The organism is Ruoffia tabacinasalis, from assembly GCF_042652985.1.
Taxonomy (GTDB): Bacteria; Bacillota; Bacilli; order Lactobacillales; family Aerococcaceae; genus Ruoffia; species Ruoffia tabacinasalis.
Map to the genome: position 1 here is coordinate 1 of NZ_JBHSHQ010000004.1, position 17517 is coordinate 17517.

15 protein-coding genes, 1 rRNA gene and 1 other annotated feature are annotated in these 17517 nt (G+C 36.4%); all 16 genes read left to right on the top strand.

From position 1 onward, the window contains the following. Window positions 1-126: 126 nt before the first annotated feature. The 16 genes from rrf to ACFO5Y_RS00175 all read left to right on the top strand — a co-directional run bounded on the left by rrf (window position 127) and on the right by ACFO5Y_RS00175 (window position 17498). A 5S ribosomal RNA gene (gene rrf / locus ACFO5Y_RS00100) occupies window positions 127-242 on the top strand. Between the two features lie 117 nt (window positions 243-359). After that, a complete protein-coding gene (gene queG / locus ACFO5Y_RS00105) occupies window positions 360-1529 on the top strand; it encodes a tRNA epoxyqueuosine(34) reductase QueG (protein WP_380706315.1) in 1170 nt (389 codons plus the stop codon). Window positions 1530-1599: 70 nt separating this feature from the next. Further along, the gene (locus tag ACFO5Y_RS00110; RefSeq protein WP_197103212.1) at window positions 1600-2223 is read left to right on the top strand and encodes a YczE/YyaS/YitT family protein; all 624 of its coding nucleotides are present in this window, start codon (window positions 1600-1602) and stop codon (window positions 2221-2223) included. Window position 2224: 1 nt separating this feature from the next. Continuing rightward, entirely contained in the window at window positions 2225-3223 is a 999-nt protein-coding gene (locus ACFO5Y_RS00115; RefSeq protein ID WP_197103210.1) for a hydroxyacid dehydrogenase, read from the top strand. A gap of 111 nt (window positions 3224-3334) precedes the next feature. After that, entirely contained in the window at window positions 3335-4072 is a 738-nt protein-coding gene (locus ACFO5Y_RS00120) for a gamma-glutamyl-gamma-aminobutyrate hydrolase family protein (protein WP_197103208.1), read from the top strand. Window positions 4073-4156: 84 nt separating this feature from the next. Then, window positions 4157-4398: a binding site (T-box leader), on the top strand. 56 nt (window positions 4399-4454) lie between these two features. Then, window positions 4455-5282 carry a DUF3100 domain-containing protein gene (locus ACFO5Y_RS00125; RefSeq protein WP_197103206.1) on the top strand — a complete coding sequence of 276 codons (828 nt, stop codon included), beginning with the start codon at window positions 4455-4457 and terminating at the stop codon, window positions 5280-5282. Beyond that, entirely contained in the window at window positions 5269-5724 is a 456-nt protein-coding gene (locus ACFO5Y_RS00130; protein WP_197103204.1) for a hypothetical protein, read from the top strand. The genes ACFO5Y_RS00125 and ACFO5Y_RS00130 overlap by 14 nt, the downstream gene beginning before the upstream one ends. A gap of 14 nt (window positions 5725-5738) precedes the next feature. Next, window positions 5739-6938 carry a M20 metallopeptidase family protein gene (locus tag ACFO5Y_RS00135; RefSeq protein ID WP_197103202.1) on the top strand — a complete coding sequence of 400 codons (1200 nt, stop codon included), beginning with the start codon at window positions 5739-5741 and terminating at the stop codon, window positions 6936-6938. A 381-nt stretch (window positions 6939-7319) separates the two neighbouring features. Continuing rightward, the gene (locus ACFO5Y_RS00140) at window positions 7320-8066 is read left to right on the top strand and encodes a DeoR/GlpR family DNA-binding transcription regulator (protein WP_231606794.1); all 747 of its coding nucleotides are present in this window, start codon (window positions 7320-7322) and stop codon (window positions 8064-8066) included. A gap of 3 nt (window positions 8067-8069) precedes the next feature. Further along, window positions 8070-8993 carry a 1-phosphofructokinase gene (gene pfkB, locus ACFO5Y_RS00145; RefSeq protein WP_197103198.1) on the top strand — a complete coding sequence of 308 codons (924 nt, stop codon included), beginning with the start codon at window positions 8070-8072 and terminating at the stop codon, window positions 8991-8993. A gap of 1 nt (window position 8994) precedes the next feature. Then, window positions 8995-10965 carry a PTS fructose transporter subunit IIABC gene (locus ACFO5Y_RS00150; protein ID WP_197103196.1) on the top strand — a complete coding sequence of 657 codons (1971 nt, stop codon included), beginning with the start codon at window positions 8995-8997 and terminating at the stop codon, window positions 10963-10965. Between the two features lie 549 nt (window positions 10966-11514). Continuing rightward, window positions 11515-12066, top strand: a complete 552-nt coding sequence (locus ACFO5Y_RS00155; protein WP_197103194.1) for a hypothetical protein — start codon at window positions 11515-11517, stop codon at window positions 12064-12066. A 372-nt stretch (window positions 12067-12438) separates the two neighbouring features. Continuing rightward, complete coding sequence (locus tag ACFO5Y_RS00160; protein WP_197103192.1) at window positions 12439-12816, top strand: hypothetical protein; 378 nt, start codon at window positions 12439-12441, stop codon at window positions 12814-12816. 103 nt (window positions 12817-12919) lie between these two features. Then, window positions 12920-14812: a sensor histidine kinase gene (locus ACFO5Y_RS00165; RefSeq protein WP_197103190.1), complete on the top strand. Its 1893-nt coding sequence runs from the start codon at window positions 12920-12922 to the stop codon at window positions 14810-14812. Window positions 14813-14829: 17 nt separating this feature from the next. Beyond that, on the top strand, window positions 14830-15432 hold the full coding sequence (locus ACFO5Y_RS00170) for a response regulator transcription factor (RefSeq protein WP_197103188.1): 603 nt from the start codon (window positions 14830-14832) through the stop codon (window positions 15430-15432). Between the two features lie 443 nt (window positions 15433-15875). Then, window positions 15876-17498 (top strand): peptide ABC transporter substrate-binding protein, encoded by a 1623-nt coding sequence (locus ACFO5Y_RS00175; protein WP_197103187.1) that lies wholly within the window; start codon window positions 15876-15878, stop codon window positions 17496-17498. Window positions 17499-17517: the final 19 nt, after the last annotated feature.

Below are 17517 nucleotides of genomic sequence, written 5' to 3' on the forward strand. Positions count from 1 at the left end.
GGAGCGGACGAGTACTAATCGGTCGAGGACTTAACCACGAACCAATTCAGGTTTAGCAGGTAAGAAAATACACAGTTGATATTCAGTTTTGAGTGATCTAAGTAGATTACTTATATAGAGACAATGTGTGGTGATGGTAGCAAGAAGGATACACCTGTTCCCATGCCGAACACAGCAGTTAAGCTTCTTAGCGCCGATGGTAGTTGGACCTTTGGTCCTGTGAGAGTAGGTCGTTGCCATGCATTGTATAGTTGAGAGCAGAATCCCAGTGGTTCTGTTCTTTTTTTGTACAGATTTCTCCTTCTATTATATTGGTCAGATGATATAATATAATTAACATCAGTAGTTGATTTGTGGAGGTGACTGAATTGAACCAACAACTAAAGGAAAAGATTAAGTTAAAAGCTGAAGAACTCGGTATTGATAAAATTGGGTTTACACATGCGGAGCCATTTTATACTTTAGAGGATCGCTTGAAGAAACAACGAGCGGCGGGGCATAATTCTGGCTTTGAACATAAGAACATTGAAGAAAGAATTTATCCTGAGAAGATTTTTGAACAGCCAAAGTCAATTATTGCGATTGCTTTAGCGTATCCCTCTCGCATGAAGAAACCACGGTCGGAGAAAGGTAAACCTAGAGGTGAGTTTGCGCGTGCGTCGTGGGGAACGGATTACCATCATATTCTCAATGATCGAATGAATAAACTCATTGCCTACATTAAAGAGGCTGCAGACGAGGAGAATATCGGCTCTGTTGATTTTAAACCAATGGTGGATACTGGAGAACTCGTTGACGTTGCGGTCGCTCAACGGGCAGGTCTTGGCTTTATAGGACGTAATGGCTTGTTGATTACTGAGGAGTTTGGATCCTTTGTATATTTAGGTGAAATCATTACGAATATTAATTTTGAAGCGGATGAAGAGGTGCCTTTTGGTTGTGGCGATTGCATGAAATGTATTGATGCGTGCCCTACAGGAGCTTTACTCGGAGACGGACGTATTAATGCCCAAGTGTGTCTCTCTTATCAAACACAGACTAAGGGTTATATGCCAGAAGAATTCCGGAAGAAGATGGGTCGCGTCATTTATGGGTGTGATATTTGCCAGGTTGTTTGTCCTTACAACCGTGGGATCAATACGCAACACCATGAAGAAATGGAACCTGATCCAGAACTAACAAATCCAGTACTTGAACCCTTATTGGATATATCAAACCGTGAATTTAAAGAGAGCTTTGGCAAAATGGCCGGATCATGGCGTGGTAAGAAACCACTTCAGAGAAATGCGATTATCGCTTTAGCGAATTACCGTGAAAAGTCTGCCATTCCTAAGTTACTGCAAGTCATTGAAACAGATCCTCGTCCAATGATTCGTGGGACGGCTGCGTGGGCAATTGCTAAGATAACTGAAGAGTCACCGAATCAAGAATTAATATTGTTCTTAGAGGAGATGCGTGAAAAGGAAGATGAAGCAGAAACAATTGCAGAATTTAATAAAGCGTTAGATATACTTAGAACAAATATGTAAGCCATGAAGATACATCTTTCAATCAGTGAGATGTATCTTTATTATTATAATGAAATGGAAGGGGTTACACTTGGAAAAGCAGTCACTTTTTATATCTATGTTATATTTACTATTAAGTATCGTAATAATGGGTTTAGGCATTAATTTAGTTGCTCATGCTAATTTAGGTACATCTGCGCTCACATCAATTCCTTTAGTGATGAATGAGCTTGTCCCACTATCTTTTGGGGAATTGACTATGATTTTTAATATTATATTGGTTATTTTTCAAATTATTTTATTTGGTAAGGGGTTTCCTTTGTTGCAGTATTTTCAATTAGTGGTGTCAATTGTCTTAGGAGTCTCGGTTGATTTTTGGGGACCGATGATTCAGTATCTTGAGTTAAATCACTTTCTATGGCAACTTATTGCAGTTGTTATAGGTTGCTTTATTATCGCTTTGAGTATTACGATACAATTGAAAGCAGATTTAGTGAATAATCCCGGTGAAGGAATTGTAAAGGCGATTGCATTACGCTTTAATACTGAATTTAGTAAAGTGAAGGTACCGTTAGATTTAGCTTATGTTTTAATTGCAGTGATTTTATCTTGGTTTACCTTAGGTCGAATTGTGGGTGTGGGTATTGGTACGCTCGTATCTGCCGTTTTAGTCGGATATTTTATGCGAATCATTCAAAAGATTAAGGAGTTTTAAAATGTTAAAAGGATTATATGTCATGTCACCCAATGTCTTTGAAAATGTTTATAGTCAAGAGTCACAGAAGAAAATTTCTGAATATTGTGAGATTTTGGCACCAGTTATGTCTAAAGGTGAATTGTTAGAAAATACTGAAATATTAAAAGATGTGGATGTGATTTTTTCTAGTTGGGGTGCACCTTTATTTGATGAGACTTTATTAGATGCAGCGCCTAATTTAAAAGTTGTATTTTACGGTGCGGGTACGTTGAAGCATGTCTTAACTGATGCGTTTTGGCAACGTGATATTCAAGTGACCACTGCGAATGTGGCTAACGCTATTCCAGTGGCTGAGTACACTTTAGCGGGTATTTTATTTTCGTTAAAAAATGTTTGGCGTTTTATTGAGAAAGTGAAAAGAGAACGCACGTATGAATTGGCAGTATTTGAGCCAGTGGTTGGTAATTACAAAGCTACGGTTGGGATTATTTCGATGAGTCAGGTCGGCCGGATGGTTGTGGAGCATTTAAAGCGTTTTGATGTGAATATGATTGGTTATGATCCTTTTGTATCGGATGAGGAATTTGACAAGCTTAGGGTGCGTCAAGTGAGCTTGGATGAATTGTTCAAAGAAGCGGATGTCGTTTCTTTACATGCGCCATTGTTGCCGGATACGGAGGGGATGATTCAAAAAGAACACTTCCAATCGATGAAAGAGAACGCGACCTTTATTAATACAGCCCGGGGTGCGATTGTAGATGAGCAGGCGATGATTGATGTATTGCAGGAACGATTGGACCTGACAGCCTTACTCGATGTCACAAGTCCAGAACCGCCCGAAGCCGATTCACTTTTATATGATTTGCCTAACGTTGTTCTGACCCCTCATATAGCCGGAAGTGCCGGGAATGAACAGGCCCGTTTAGGTAGTTTTATGGTGGAGGAGTTGGAACGTTTTGTAAAAGGTGAGGAACTGAAGTATAGCGTAAGTCAGGAACAATTTAAGCGCATGGCTTAAAGATAGATGCACTCCAGTTTACCTCATGTAGGAGGATATGGTATAGTGATGATTAAAATAAAATGTGAATGAGATGTGTTTTGAGCACGTCACATGATTTGGAGGAGCCTTATGACAAAACCAATTATTGGCATAACAAGTGATACGAGTTTTCTTGAAAGAACAGATGAGTATCGAGGATTAGAGATTAACTATTCTCAGAAAGTTTTTTCAGATGCTATTTTCCAAGCGGGAGGGATTCCTTATATGATTCCGATGAACGCTGGCGAATATGTAGAGGATGTTATGAGTGTGATTGATGGTTTGATTCTGATTGGCGGACATGATGTGTCTCCTTTAGTATACAAGCAAGAACCGAGAAAAAAGATTGGAACAATAAAGCCAGATCGTGATACGAATGATGCTGTCTTATTTCAAGGTGCGGTTGAAAAAGGAATTCCTGTCTTAGGTGTTTGTCGCGGGCTACAGTTAATTAATGCTTTATTAGGTGGGTCCTTACATCAAGATTTATCTGAGTACGAAGGAATTTCGATTCAGCATGATCAAAAAGCCAAACCAGAATATATGACACACTCAATTAGCGTAGACCAAGATTCATATACATCCCGTCTCGTGGATGATCAAAGTTTAGTTAATTCAATTCATCATCAAATTGTGAATGAATTAGCGCCAGGTCTGAAAGCTTCAGCATGGAGTCAGGATAAGGTCATTGAAGCTTTTGAAAGTACTGAAGATATTCCATTAATTATCGGTGTGCAGTGGCACCCGGAAGTGCTGTTTGAAAGGGATCCAGCCCACTTAAGAGCTTTTAGTGATTTAGTTCAACGAGCAGAAAATTTAAAAAACTAATGTTTTGTTAAAATATTATGTGAAAAATTAAAAAATGGTTTGACAATTTTATATTTCCACGTTAGAATGACACTAGATTAATAAATAAAAGCTATGAAGATACAAGTAACTTATGAGAGAATTTTTAAAGAGAGTCCGGTTGCTGAGAACGGATAAGATTTGTATAAGTGAAATCAAAGTCGGAGCATCTGTAGAGTTTACGCTTTGCAGGCGGGAGCAACCGTTATATTGCCCAGCATCGTTAAAGTTTTTAACCGTGCTATTGGAGTTGTTATTTGTAAAAGTAACATAAATTAGGGTGGAATCACGATTACTACGTCCCTTTGTCTAACAGTTTGTTTGTTGGGCAAAGGGGCGTTTTTTATTATATGGAGGTATAAACATGGAAAAAGCACAACCCATTTGGAAAGATTATCGTTTACACATCATGGTTTTAATTTTCTCAGTTATTGCTGAAGTGATTGGTTCTCAATCAGTTAAGGTAGGTCGTTTCTCATTTACGTTAGCACCATTGATTTTCTCAATGGTATTAATGACAGTCTTTTATCTTATTCCAAAACAAAAAATTATTACAGAAAAGAGTTCAAATAATGCATCAGCGATGATGGCATTAGCCGGTGGTTTATTAATTGCAAAACTGGGTGTCTCAAGTGGTGCTGCGATTGAAGAAGTAATGCAAGCGGGTATCGCAGTTACTTTACAAAACTTAGGGGAAGGTTTCTCATTCCTTCTAGGCTTACCACTAGCAATATTATTCGGTATGAAGCGTGAATCTATCGGTATGACTTTCGGGGTCAGTCGTGAAGCGAACGTGGCTTTAATTTCAGAAAAATACGGTGCACAATCACCAGAGTTTCGTGGTGTTATGACCAACTATATTGTCGGAACAATCTTTGGGGTTGTTGCTGTCAGTTTCTTAATGTCAGTTTTAGCTGAGATTCCGTATATTTCTCCGATTTCATTATCATTAGCAACTGGAATTGGGTCAGCATCAATGATGGTCGGTGGTTTAGGAACTTTAATTGAACGTTTCCCGGATATGGCTACCGAACTCGAAGCGTATGCGGCTATGTCGAATTTAGTGTCATCAGTTATTAATATTTACACAGCGATATTTATTGGTTTACCGTTAACAGAACGCGCTTATCGTTGGTTTGATAAGTTAAGAATAAAGAAAGAAAAAGGAGCAGAGAATTATGAAGCAAATTAATCTTCAGCTAGTTTTGGACTGGCTCATCGTCTTGATCATCTCAGGCGGGATTGCGATTATTGGTAACACGATTGGCTACGGCGCAACTTTTACGGAAAGTTTTCAAGGTATGATTTGGTTGGTCATTTTCACATTAATTGGCTTTTTACTTAAAGAAATGATTCCGTTTGATTTACCATCTGTAGCTTATATTTCAGCGATTGCGATTTTGGCGTGTTTACCAGTGTCCCCGATTGCGACAGCGGTCATCACCTCTGTTGAAAAAGTCAGTTTACTTGCTCTATGTACACCTATCTTGGCATATGCTGGTGTGACAATTGGAAAAGATTGGCCAGCCTTTAAGAAAATCGGTTATAAAGGTGTCATCGTTTCTTTATTAGTCATTATTGGTACTGTACTTTCATGTGTGGTGTTGGCTGAGGTATTATTAAGAATTTTCTAGAAAGAAGGATATAAATGTCACAATTAAATGCAGTGGAATTAGCAAAAGAAGTCGAAGCGGATATTGTTCAGTGGCGCCGGGATTTACATCAAATACCTGAACTTGGTTTAGTGTTACCTCAAACCGTTGCTTATGTAAAAAATGTCTTAGCTGGTTTAGGGATTGAGTATGACGCTTCATATGTGAATGGTAATGGAATTGTTGCTTTGATTCATGGTAAAAAAGCTGAATTAAATAGCGATAAAGTCTTAGCTTTTCGTGCGGATATGGATGGGCTGCCGATTAACGAAGCGACAGGCTTAGCTTTTAGCTCACTCAATCAAAATATGCATGCCTGCGGACATGATGGGCACACAGCAATGCTACTTGGAGCTGCTAAAATTCTCCAAGAAAATCGCGACCAATTTGTGGGAACAATTAAATTAATTTTCCAACCTGGAGAAGAATATCCTGGTGGGGCGGAGCCGATGATTCAAGAGGGGGCAATGTTGAACCCTAAAGTAACACGGGTAATGGGCTTTCACCAAGGACAAATTGATCCCAAAGTTCCGAAAGGGACTATTGCTTACAAAGAAGGACCTATCATGGCATCTATGGACCGCTTCTTGATCGAAGTAAACGGGAAAGGCTATCACGGCGCTTACCCTGAGGAGTCTCAAGATCCGATTGCTGCTGCAGGTCAACTGATTAATGCCTTACAAACTATTAAGAGTCGTAATATAAAAGCAGTCAACCCAGCAGTCGTCTCAATTACTCGTGTCCAAGGTGGCTTCAACCAAAATATTATTCCGGATAAGGTTGAACTTGAAGGAACTGTTCGTGCATTAAATGATGAAACACGAGAGTTTATTCATAAGAAAATTGAACAAATTGCGCACGGAATTGGTGCAGCTCTGGATGTAGAATGTGTCGTGACCTACGACTATAAATATCCACCTGTGACGAATGACGAGCAAGTGACAACAGAAGTAGTGAACTCGCTGGAAGAAATTTTCCCCGGTCAATTAGTTGAAGTAGAAGAGCCTTTGATGGGCGGGGAAGACTATGCTTATTATCTATATGAAGCTCCCGGGACTTTCCTCTTTTTATCAAATCCATCTGATATTGAAGGCCAGTTCCACGGACATCACCACGCGAAATTTGATGTGGACGAATCACTATTCTATATGGCGACAGCGTCGTTTGTGAAAGTAGCGTTGGATTATTTAAATTAAAATGTATATAAACGGCTAACCGAATTTGGTTGGCCGTTTTGTTGTGTGAAAATATGTTGAGAATGTGTGGATTCGCGAGCTCATTTTCCTGAGCTGGCGAATCCGGTCGAACTTCACTAGCTCGCGAATCTGAGCTGGCGAATGCAGTCGAACTATGCTAGCTCGCGAATCTGAGCTGGCGAATCCCGCCAAACTACGCTAGCTCGCGAATCTGAGCTGGCGAATGCAGCCCAACTTCGCTAGCTCGCAGTCCTGAGCTGGCGAATCCACTTATCACCTCTGTATTTATGATTGAATTTGAATGAATGTAACGTTATTTGAAATAAAATGATTGATTTGTGATTGGTTTTGGTGTATCTTATTAGTAAGGAAGTGATGAAAATGCTTACAGAGGAGAGATATCAAGCGATTCGCAAGTTACTTGCGGATAATTCAATTGTGAAGCTACAAGAAATCGTTGAAGCAACGGAGGCTTCTGAATCCACAGCGAGACGAGATCTATCTCAGTTAGAAGAGTTAGGCGAGTTAGTGAGAGTTCACGGGGGCGCTAAACGCATTTTCTCAGTAGATACGGAGCCAAGTGTAAAAGAAAAGTCACAGCAATTTATGACTGAAAAGGAACATATAGGAAAGTACGCAGCGACGTTAATAGAAATGAATGATTTTATATATATAGACGCCGGAACATCGACACTTTCAATGTTGCCTTTTATCAAAGCGGAAAATATTACAGTTGTGACGAATGGTCTAGAAATTGCGAATATATTAACAGAGATGGATATACAGACGATTTTAGTTGGTGGGTTTATCAAGCCTAAAACACGCGCAATGATTGGAACCGACGCGAAAAATCAATTGAAACAGTATCAATTCTCGAAAGCTTTTATGGGGACAAACGGAATTGATATTCAGTACGGTTTTACAACGCCTGATCGTGAGGAGGCGAGTGTTAAGCAGACAGCTATTCATCAAGCGAATCAAGTTTATGTACTTTCTGATAGTAGTAAGTTTGATAAAATATCATTTTGTCGAATAGTTGAACTGGAAGATGCATTGATTATTACAAATACATTGCCAGAACCCGTGAGATTAAAATACGAAAAACATACAAAAGTGAAGGAAGTTTAAGAAATGCTATATACAATTACATTTAATCCCGCAGTGGATTTAGTTATGAATACAGATGTGATTCACTTAGGTGAATTGAATCGCGTGAAACGAGATGAATATGTGGCTGGAGGTAAGGGCATTAACATGTCTGTTCTCTTAAAGCGACTAGGGCATCACAATATTGCGACAGGCTTTTTAGGAGGCTTCTCAGGTGATTTTATTCAAAATTCATTAAAAGAAGAAGGCATACAACCTGAATTTGTTGACATTGATGCAATTACGCGCATTAATGTCAAAATAAAAGCAGATCAAGAAACTGAAATTAATGCTAATGGACCAGTTATTCAAGAGCAGGATATTCAGAAGTTATTTAATTATTTCAATGAAGTATTAGTCAAAGGAGATACGGTTTTACTAGCCGGTAATGCTGCGCCAGGTATGAATAGCGACCATTACGTTAAAGTGGCTGAGTTATGCGCAAGTAAACAGGTTGATTTTGTATTGGATTCGAATAAAGATCTTTTGACCGCTTGTTTAGTGCATAAGCCATTTTTAATCAAACCGAATGCGCAAGAGCTCAGTGAAATCTTCAATGTCAAGGTAGATTCAATTGAAGAAGTGATTCATTACGGTAAAATGCTCCAAGAAAAAGGCGCACGTAATGTTATCGTATCATTAGGTGGCGACGGCGCAGTGTTACTCACAGAGACGGGAGAAGTGTATCAATCATCAGTGCCTAAAGGCGAAGTCGTCAATTCCGTAGGTGCCGGAGATTCAATGGTCGCAGGATTTATAGCAAAATATATTGAAAGTGGTCAGTACGAGGACAGTTTAAAGCAAGGAGCGGCATCAGGAAGTGCGACGGCATTTTCAGTTGGAATCGCAACAAAAGAATTGATAGATCAATTAATTAAAGAAATAGAAATAAAAAGGATAGGTGGATAAAATGAAACTAGCACAATTATTTGTAAAAGATGCGATGGATTTAACTTTATCAACAACAGATAAAGCAAGTACTTTACGTCATTTGGCAGAACAATTCGCCAAAGTAGGTGGCGTGAGTGATGTTGGCAGTTATGTTGAGAAACTAGAAGCGCGTGAAGCCCAATCTACAACAGGTGTAGGAGACGAAATTGCGATTCCACATGCTCAAGATGCTTCAATTAAAGAAGCAGCGATTGTTTTTGCTCGCTCACAAGAAGGAATTGAATGGGAGTCATTCGATGGTCAACCAGCAAAATTAATCTTTATGATTGCTTCACCTGAAGGTGGCGGAGAACATCTACAAGCTTTAGCAAAATTATCAAGTATCTTAATGAATCCAGAAGCAAAACAAGCTTTACTTGATGCTCAAACTCAAGAAGATGTTGTAAATATCATTGCGGAATATGAAGCAGAAAAAGAAGAAGAAAACCAAGCAAAAGAAACAGTTGCTGCAGTAGATACTCAAGCACAAGACGCGGATGATGTATACTTATTAGCTGTAACGGCATGTCCAACAGGGATTGCGCATACTTATATGGCGGAAGAGAAACTGAATCAAGCAGCGGATAAAGCCGGTTATGCGATTAAAGTTGAGACAAATGGGCAAACAGGTGTTGGTAATAAATTAACGAAAGCGGATATTGAACGCGCAACAGCGATTATTGTAGCAGCTGACAAGCAAGTAGATATGGCGCGCTTTAATGGTAAACCAGTTATTATAACAAAAGTAGCCGACGGAATTAATAAAGCCGATGAATTAGTGAAGCGTGCCGCAAATGCTGATGCGCGTATTTATCACGCGGGTCAATATGAGCAGTCAGCCGACGATTCTGAGGAGAATGAATCTTTAGGACGTCAGTTCTATAAACACTTAATGAACGGTGTATCTCATATGTTACCGTTCGTCGTCGCAGGTGGGATTTTAGCCGCTTTATCATTCTTCTGGGGAATCAACTCAGCGAATCCAGATGATGCAAGTTATAATGCGATTGCTCATACTTTAAAAACTTTCGGAGATTTATCTTTCGCTATGATGTTACCAGTACTAGCAGGTTATATTGGGCAATCTATTGCTGATCGACCTGGTTTAGTGATTGGTTTCATGGGTGGGGTTTTTGCTAACCCAAGTATTCTAACAGCCTTTAATGCCGGTGGAATCTTTGAAGATGCAGTTGCATCAGGATTCTTAGGTGCTTTAGTCGCTGGTTTCTTAGCGGGTGGAATTGTTTGGTGCTTACGTAAAGGCTTAAGTTGGTTACCAAAATCACTGGAAGGTATGAAGCCGATCTTCTTATATCCTGTGCTAGGTGTTCTAGCCATGGGTCTCATCATGTTCTTTATCGTGAATGCACCCATGGGAGCAGTCATGTTAGGTTTACAAGACTTATTAACAAGTATTCCTTCTGAATTATCTGTAGTTCTAGGTTTCGTTGCTGCAGCTATGATGTCAATTGATATGGGTGGGCCGCTTAATAAAGCTGCTTATGTTACTGGTACAGCTTTGGTTACAGCATCAAATGGTGCAGGTTCAGATGTGATGGCAGCCGTTATGATCGGTGGGATGGTTCCCCCGTTAGCGATTGCTATTTCAGCAACATTTAACAAAAATCTTTGGGCGCCAGAACAACATAACAGTGCTTTAGTGAACTATGTGATGGGGGCGGCTTTCATTACTGAAGGAGCTATTCCATTCGCAGCATCGAATCCACTTCGTGTGATTCCTTCATTAGCAGTAGGTAGTGGGGTTGCTGGAGCATTAAGTATGTTATTCGGTAGTGTAAGTTATGTACCACATGGTGGAATCTTTGCGGTTCTAGCAGGTGGGGTGACGAATCCACTTATGTATACACTATCGTGGATCATTGGTGGGATTGTTGGAGCCATTTTATTAAATGTGTTAGTGAAGAAACCAGCTGAAGAGTTAGCTGAGTAAGAAATAAGATGAATATGAAAAACCCTGATCATTTGATGTGAATCTAATGATCAGGGCTTTTATGAATTTTTGTGTGCTTTATCGTAGTGTAAATCCAGCAGGGAGTGCATTACTTTGAATCGAAATCTTTTAATGAAAATGCATAAACAACGACATAAACAACAAAAAAAATTATTATAAAAGTAAGGAAGTCTAAAAAAAGATTGTTAGTGTTTATAATGTTTAGCCTGCCTAGAATTCGCTGAATAATAAATGTTATACAAACAACTAATATATCTATAATATATTTATTCAAAAAAGCAAACCTCCAATAATAAAGTTAAAGAAACATTTTATTTTCAATATAGTTTGTATAGACGATATATAAGTGAGATGTAATAAATGAAAATAAGAATTGTATAATAAACTTACCGTTTTTACCCATTGTTATATTATCTGTGGACAGATATTATTATACCAGATAAGATAAACGTTGTAGTATCCTAGGAATATCTTATCAAAAAAACTAGAACTTATTAGAGACAAAAATAAAGCGAGGTAGTGATATAAATGAAAAAAATAATTAAAAAAAGTATTGTTACGGCAACTATAGCTACTACTATATTAGGTGTCAGCTTGATTCCAGAGATTAATATTATAACTCCAAACGTTGTGTCGGCCCAAGAAAATGATATTCTTGATATTGATGCAATTTCTCAAGACCTAAGTAATTTATACCCTCAATTCAATCAAGAAGAAATTTATCAAGCTGTCTCTCAAGCTGCTAGAGGCGAAGAAATGGATTTGCCGACAGATGGAAATGAAATTCAAGCGAGGGCATGGCAAGGAGTTACAACTGGACAACTAGCCTTTGCTATTGATACAGCAATCGCTATTGCAACTGGAGGTGTCATATCAAGTGTAGCTACAAAGTTATCTTCAAGCGCACTCAGAGCCGTAAGGTATTCTATTCAAGCTCAGTTAGCACGATTTGGTGCCGGTACTCTAGGTGGAATTTTTATAGATGCAGCATTGTATATGGCAAGTCCGGGTCAATATGTTGCTGACAATATTGATGCAATAGATACTGTTCCAAACAATGGAAGAATTAATTTATGGTAAAAATAAATTTCTTTAAGCTAAAAAAATTAAAATACAGCAAAGATAATCAGTAATTTTACAGAATAGTGATTGAGGTCAATATAATATTCAATAAAACGATTAATTTGTTTAATCGTTTTGTTGAATATGTTTTTATGTATTGAATACTCCATAATATAATTTTTAAAAAAAGGTGGAGATTAAGTGAGCAAAAAAACATTGAAACAGTTATTTATCAAACTATTAATCGGATTTATTATTATTTTACTAATTAATAGTATATTTAGATTAGAATTTAAGATACCAACTTATATAGCATACATGGTAATAGGCCCGATTTTTATTACTTTACTTGAAAATAAAAAAAAAGACTAAGCCATTTTTGGATTTGATATGAAGCAAAAATTAAATATAAAAGGAGACATTAAAGTGAGAAGATATGTATTGATTTCAATCGTTATACTTATTATGAGCAGACTAATAATGCCAATTTCAATTATAGCAAATGAAAATACAAGTGAAACTGTGAACCAGGAAGTTTTTACTGATCAATTAGAAAAAACGAGAGAATATAAATCAGAACTTGAAATTATAGCACCAAACAGTATTACAGTGGGAGCTTTAATGGGAGCAGCAGCAAATATTTTGATTAAAGCAGGCTTTGGTTGGCTAGCAACTCAATTGTATGAGTGGGGTGCGGCACAGTTTTGTGAAAGTTATAAAAATAGTAATTGGGCTACAAGCAGTGCATGCAGTTTATTAGGTTATTAATTGAAAGTTATACTTTTAGTAGCAATTATGGAATAGAAGAGAATTTAATCTACTTATTTTATGGTATTATAGTAGCAATAAACTAACTGGAGCACTAAACTTAATGAAAAAAGTCGATCTTTCTAATTTAAAATATTTAAATTACTTTATCATCATTTTAATATTTTTTATACAAATAACACTTTATATGAAGGTAGAAGATACGTTTCTAGATATTTACTTTATTAGTCTTGTTATTGCCTTATTTGGAATTCATTCTAATAAAAAGTTTTTCCCAGACCAAAAATATGGATATTATATGTTATATTTTCAGTTAATTATAATGAAAGTGTTTCTTTCGGTTAGTGATATTGAAAATTTAAATATTTGGATAACAGTAACTGATTTCTTTTTTTTAGCTAGTAAATTCATGCTAATATATAATATCAAGCCAAGAGAAACAATGAAAAAACATATCATTTTATTGTACATATTAATTTATTGGGTTCTTATAGTTAGTAATGCTAAACATGCAGTAATATGCTTTTCCATCATCATATCAATTGTTTTTTTAAATCGCTATATTAAATTTCATACATACAAAATTTGGTATGTATTTTATATACTTGGGATTATTGGTTCTCATTTATTCTTGTGGATTATTCAATATCATATGTTTCTTGGAGTGCTTTCTGTACTATCGTTACCATTTGTTCATTATTGCTTTCAAATAAAAAGAAGAATATTTATTCCATCTAAAAATGATTTTCGATTTTACTCTAGCATTTTGAGTATAATCATTGGTTATTTATTTTTATCAATAACTAATACAACTCGTGAATTGACTTTCCTGTTTACGATTATGTTCTCAATATTGATATACTTTTCGCACAGTTTAATAATAGTACTAGAAAATGTAGAAATCAGTCAATACTTTGACGAAATAAAAGAAAAAACGATAGAAAAAAATCAAATTAAACAACATATTAATATTTCGAATATAAAGGAAGATATAGTTAAATTGATTGATAACTATATTGAAAATCACTTCGTAATGGACTCTTATCAGTTAGTTCTACGCGAAAATTATGCAGTTACTAAAATATTAACAAATAATTTGTTCCTTTCAAACCAAATTATAGAAAATCAAAGTAAAGTTGAAGTATGGTATACTCATCATTCTTTTCCGCCAATAGAATGCATACAGTATAAAGATGATAATTGGAGCATTCAGTTGTTCTATACCGATACCCTACATACTGAAAGCGAAAAAAGGAACATGCACAGACAGTTAGAGTATTTTGGGAAAATTATTATAAATATTAGAAGTTTGATTTTAAGGAATGAAAGCTATTATTATGATTCTTTATCAAGTTATGAAAGAATGCATGTAGTCACAGTGAGTAAGATGGATAAGCAAAGTGATGATTATATAAAATACCTCCACGATGAAATTTTGCAAAGTATTTTAAGTGTTCAGAACTTATTGTCCAATACCCCAAGAGTAGATTATATTAGTGATTTAATAGATATTGAAATTGCAAAATTGATTTATTCTATAAGAAATAGGGTTAATGAATTTGCTCCATCTACTTTGTTTAATCTCACCTTAATAGAAAATATTAATGTGTTATTTGAAAAAATTAGATTGCAGTTTGAAACAATAGAATTTAAATTGATACAGAGTGATGTGTTAGATCAAATACCCACCCCACTATCTAAGATAGTGTATAGAATAATTAAGGAATTAAATTGGAATGTAGGTAAGCATTCAATTGCTAGTAAATCGAGTACAGAAATAAATATAGTACACAATAAATTAGAAATAATTGTGAAAGACAATGGTAAGGGTTTTGATTATGAGGATTTGGACATATACCCAGACGAAACCCTACATATAGGTTTATTATCTATAAAAAATGACGTAAATCTTTTAGGTGGGTCATTTGTTATTGAATCTAAGACACAAAATAAAATGGGTTCGAAAATCATTATTACTATTCCATTAAAAAGATAAGCAAAGGGAGACTATTGTTGAAAATTTTATTAGTAGATGATCATGAATTGTTAGGGAAAAGTTTAGAAATCTCATTTGAAAAAGAACCTAAAATTAAAGAATTTACGTTTGTTAAGAGTGCTGAAGAAGCACAAAAACGAATTTTAGAAGGAGATTATGATATTATTTTATTAGATATCAATTTAAAAGGTGAAAGTGGATTATCATTAGGAGAATCTCTTATTAGGGGTTATCCAGAATTAAAGGTAATCTTTCTATCAGGGTATAATTTACCTGAATATCAGAGACAAGCAGTTAATATGGGTGCATTTGGGTATATTACGAAGGATATATCTGTCGACATATTGTTGAAAAAAATAGAACAAGTAATTATTAATCATCAAAAAGTATTTGATAACCATCAACAGTTTGAACATATCTACGAATCACTTACAGTTTCTGAAAAAAAATTAATAAAACTTATCAGCATGGGGATCAAACAAACTGTAATTGCAGATGAATTAAGTATTGCTGAAAAAACAGTACGAAATAAGCTTTATTTAATTAATAAGAAATTAAACACGCAGTCTACGATAGAAACTGTTACTATGGCAATTAAATTAGGTATAATTGAGTTGTAACGATAGCAAGACTGATATCGGGAATAATAGGCCCTTATTATTAGGTATGATTCTAATGATGAGGGTTTTTAATCATGAGTGAGAAATAGTTAGGATAGCAAGATGATAAAATTTTTCAATAATATGATTAGAATTAAATGAGATAAAATACTTGTTTTTTAATGTTCTATCATTTATACTAAGTTACAAATAAAGAGCGAAGGAGCATATTCATGAATAATCTAAACTTATTACAATTAAATAGCTTATTAAACACACAATTATTACTCAGGTTCTATGTGGTGTGCTAATTAAGCATGTACCCGCATAGGACGCAAATCTTATGTGGGAATAATAAGTTTAGCCAACATATATATGCTATGTTGTATCTAAAAGCCTACTAAGATTTGACGTCCAATTCTTAGTAGGCTTTTTTCGTTCAAAAAATAAGGAGGATACAACATATGAAACATATTAGAAAAATTATCGCAGTTATTATTGTGGCAGTGATTGGTTTCCAAGTTTATAGTCAATTTAGTTCAAGTACCACAGGTGTAGCACAGGAAGATAAGATTTTAAATTTATCTGTTGCATCTGAGCCGATTATGGATCCAGCTTTTGTGACGGATTCATATTCCATGCCAATGATTAAGAATATTTTTGAAGGATTGACTCGTCCAACCAATGAAGGTGAGATTGTTCCAGCGATGGCGGAGTCTTGGGATGTGAGTGAAGATGGTAAGACTTATACATTCCATCTACGTGAGGGAATCGAGTGGAATAACGGTGATCCAGTTACTGCGGCTGACTTTGAATATGCTTGGAGGCGTATCATTAATCCTGAAACGGGAGCACCGAATGCATCCAAGATGTTTGTTATTGAAGGAGCGGAAGCATACTTTATGGGCGAAGGGTCAGAAGAAGATGTGAAAATCAATGCGGTTGATGATCAAACGTTTGAAGTGACGTTGGCAGAGCCTGCTCCTTACTTTATTGAATTAACAGCGCGACAGACAACGATGATGCCTGTTCATCAAGCGACGGTAGAAGCAGATGGTTCATGGGCAACTGAAGCCGGTGAACAATTTGTATCCAATGGACCATTTAATTTTGTTGAATGGAATCACAATGGAGATTATACACTAGAGAAGAATGAAGGATATTGGGATGTAGCGAACGTTGACTTAGACGGCGTGCATGTGCGAATTATTGAAGATGCGATGACGGCAAATATGAGTTTTGATAATGAGGAACTTGATTTTATTGGTATTCCTTTCAACACAATTCCAGCAGATGCAATCGATAGCTACCGCGAGAACGGAGAATTAGATGTCACAGAAATTGGTGCAACATATAAGTATAAGCTAAATACAACAGATGAAGTGATGGCGAATGTGAATATCCGTCGTGCTCTGTCCCTAGCGATTAACCGTCAAGAATTGATAGATAATGTGGTTAAAGGTGAACAAACACCAGCATTAGGAGGCATTGCTCCAACGGTCAAAGGCTTTGAAGAGGATCGTGGTTACTTTGAAGATGCGGATTACGAGACAGCGCGTGAATACTTGGCTCAAGGGATGGAAGAGCTGGGTTATGATGATGCGACAGCTATGCCGATTGTCATCCAAACCAATGATAATGATTCTCATATGGCAGTGGCACAATTCATTCAAAACGAATGGGAGCGCGAACTTGGTGTTCAAGCAACGATTGAAACAGCAGAAATTAATGTTCACTTTGAAAGCATGAGTCAACTTAATTATCAGGTGGGGCGTATTGGACCGACGGTTGATTTCAATTCAGCTTATGCCTTTCTTGATCATTATTATGCAGCTGGAAATGGGCAAAATAGAACGGGCTGGGAAAGCGCTGAGTACCAACAAATTCTAGACGATGTTCTATTTGAAGAAGATGAATCCGTACAACGTAACATGTATCTAAAAGCAGAAGAAATTCTAATGGACGAGATGCCTTTTATTCCAATCTACTACTATAGTAATCCTCAAGTAGTGAATGACCGTGTGGATGGACTGTTCGTTGATGGAATGGTGGATGTCCAACTAAAAGAAGTAACAATAACTGAATAATATAGACACATTGAAAGGT

Excerpts from the sequence above, each read along its gene's own strand:
- ACFO5Y_RS00160 (WP_197103192.1), top strand. The coding sequence starts at position 12,439 with ATGAAGCAAAAATTAAATATAAAAGGAGACATTAAAGTGAGAAGATAT.
- ACFO5Y_RS00155 (WP_197103194.1), top strand. The coding sequence starts at position 11,515 with ATGAAAAAAATAATTAAAAAAAGTATTGTTACGGCAACTATAGCTACT.
- ACFO5Y_RS00115 (WP_197103210.1), top strand. The coding sequence starts at position 2,225 with ATGTTAAAAGGATTATATGTCATGTCACCCAATGTCTTTGAAAATGTT.
- pfkB (WP_197103198.1), top strand. The coding sequence starts at position 8,070 with ATGCTATATACAATTACATTTAATCCCGCAGTGGATTTAGTTATGAAT.
- ACFO5Y_RS00165 (WP_197103190.1), top strand. The coding sequence starts at position 12,920 with ATGAAAAAAGTCGATCTTTCTAATTTAAAATATTTAAATTACTTTATC.
- ACFO5Y_RS00175 (WP_197103187.1), top strand. The coding sequence starts at position 15,876 with ATGAAACATATTAGAAAAATTATCGCAGTTATTATTGTGGCAGTGATT.
- ACFO5Y_RS00130 (WP_197103204.1), top strand. The coding sequence starts at position 5,269 with ATGAAGCAAATTAATCTTCAGCTAGTTTTGGACTGGCTCATCGTCTTG.
- ACFO5Y_RS00120 (WP_197103208.1), top strand. The coding sequence starts at position 3,335 with ATGACAAAACCAATTATTGGCATAACAAGTGATACGAGTTTTCTTGAA.
- ACFO5Y_RS00135 (WP_197103202.1), top strand. The coding sequence starts at position 5,739 with ATGTCACAATTAAATGCAGTGGAATTAGCAAAAGAAGTCGAAGCGGAT.
- ACFO5Y_RS00140 (WP_231606794.1), top strand. The coding sequence starts at position 7,320 with ATGCTTACAGAGGAGAGATATCAAGCGATTCGCAAGTTACTTGCGGAT.
- ACFO5Y_RS00125 (WP_197103206.1), top strand. The coding sequence starts at position 4,455 with ATGGAAAAAGCACAACCCATTTGGAAAGATTATCGTTTACACATCATG.
- ACFO5Y_RS00150 (WP_197103196.1), top strand. The coding sequence starts at position 8,995 with ATGAAACTAGCACAATTATTTGTAAAAGATGCGATGGATTTAACTTTA.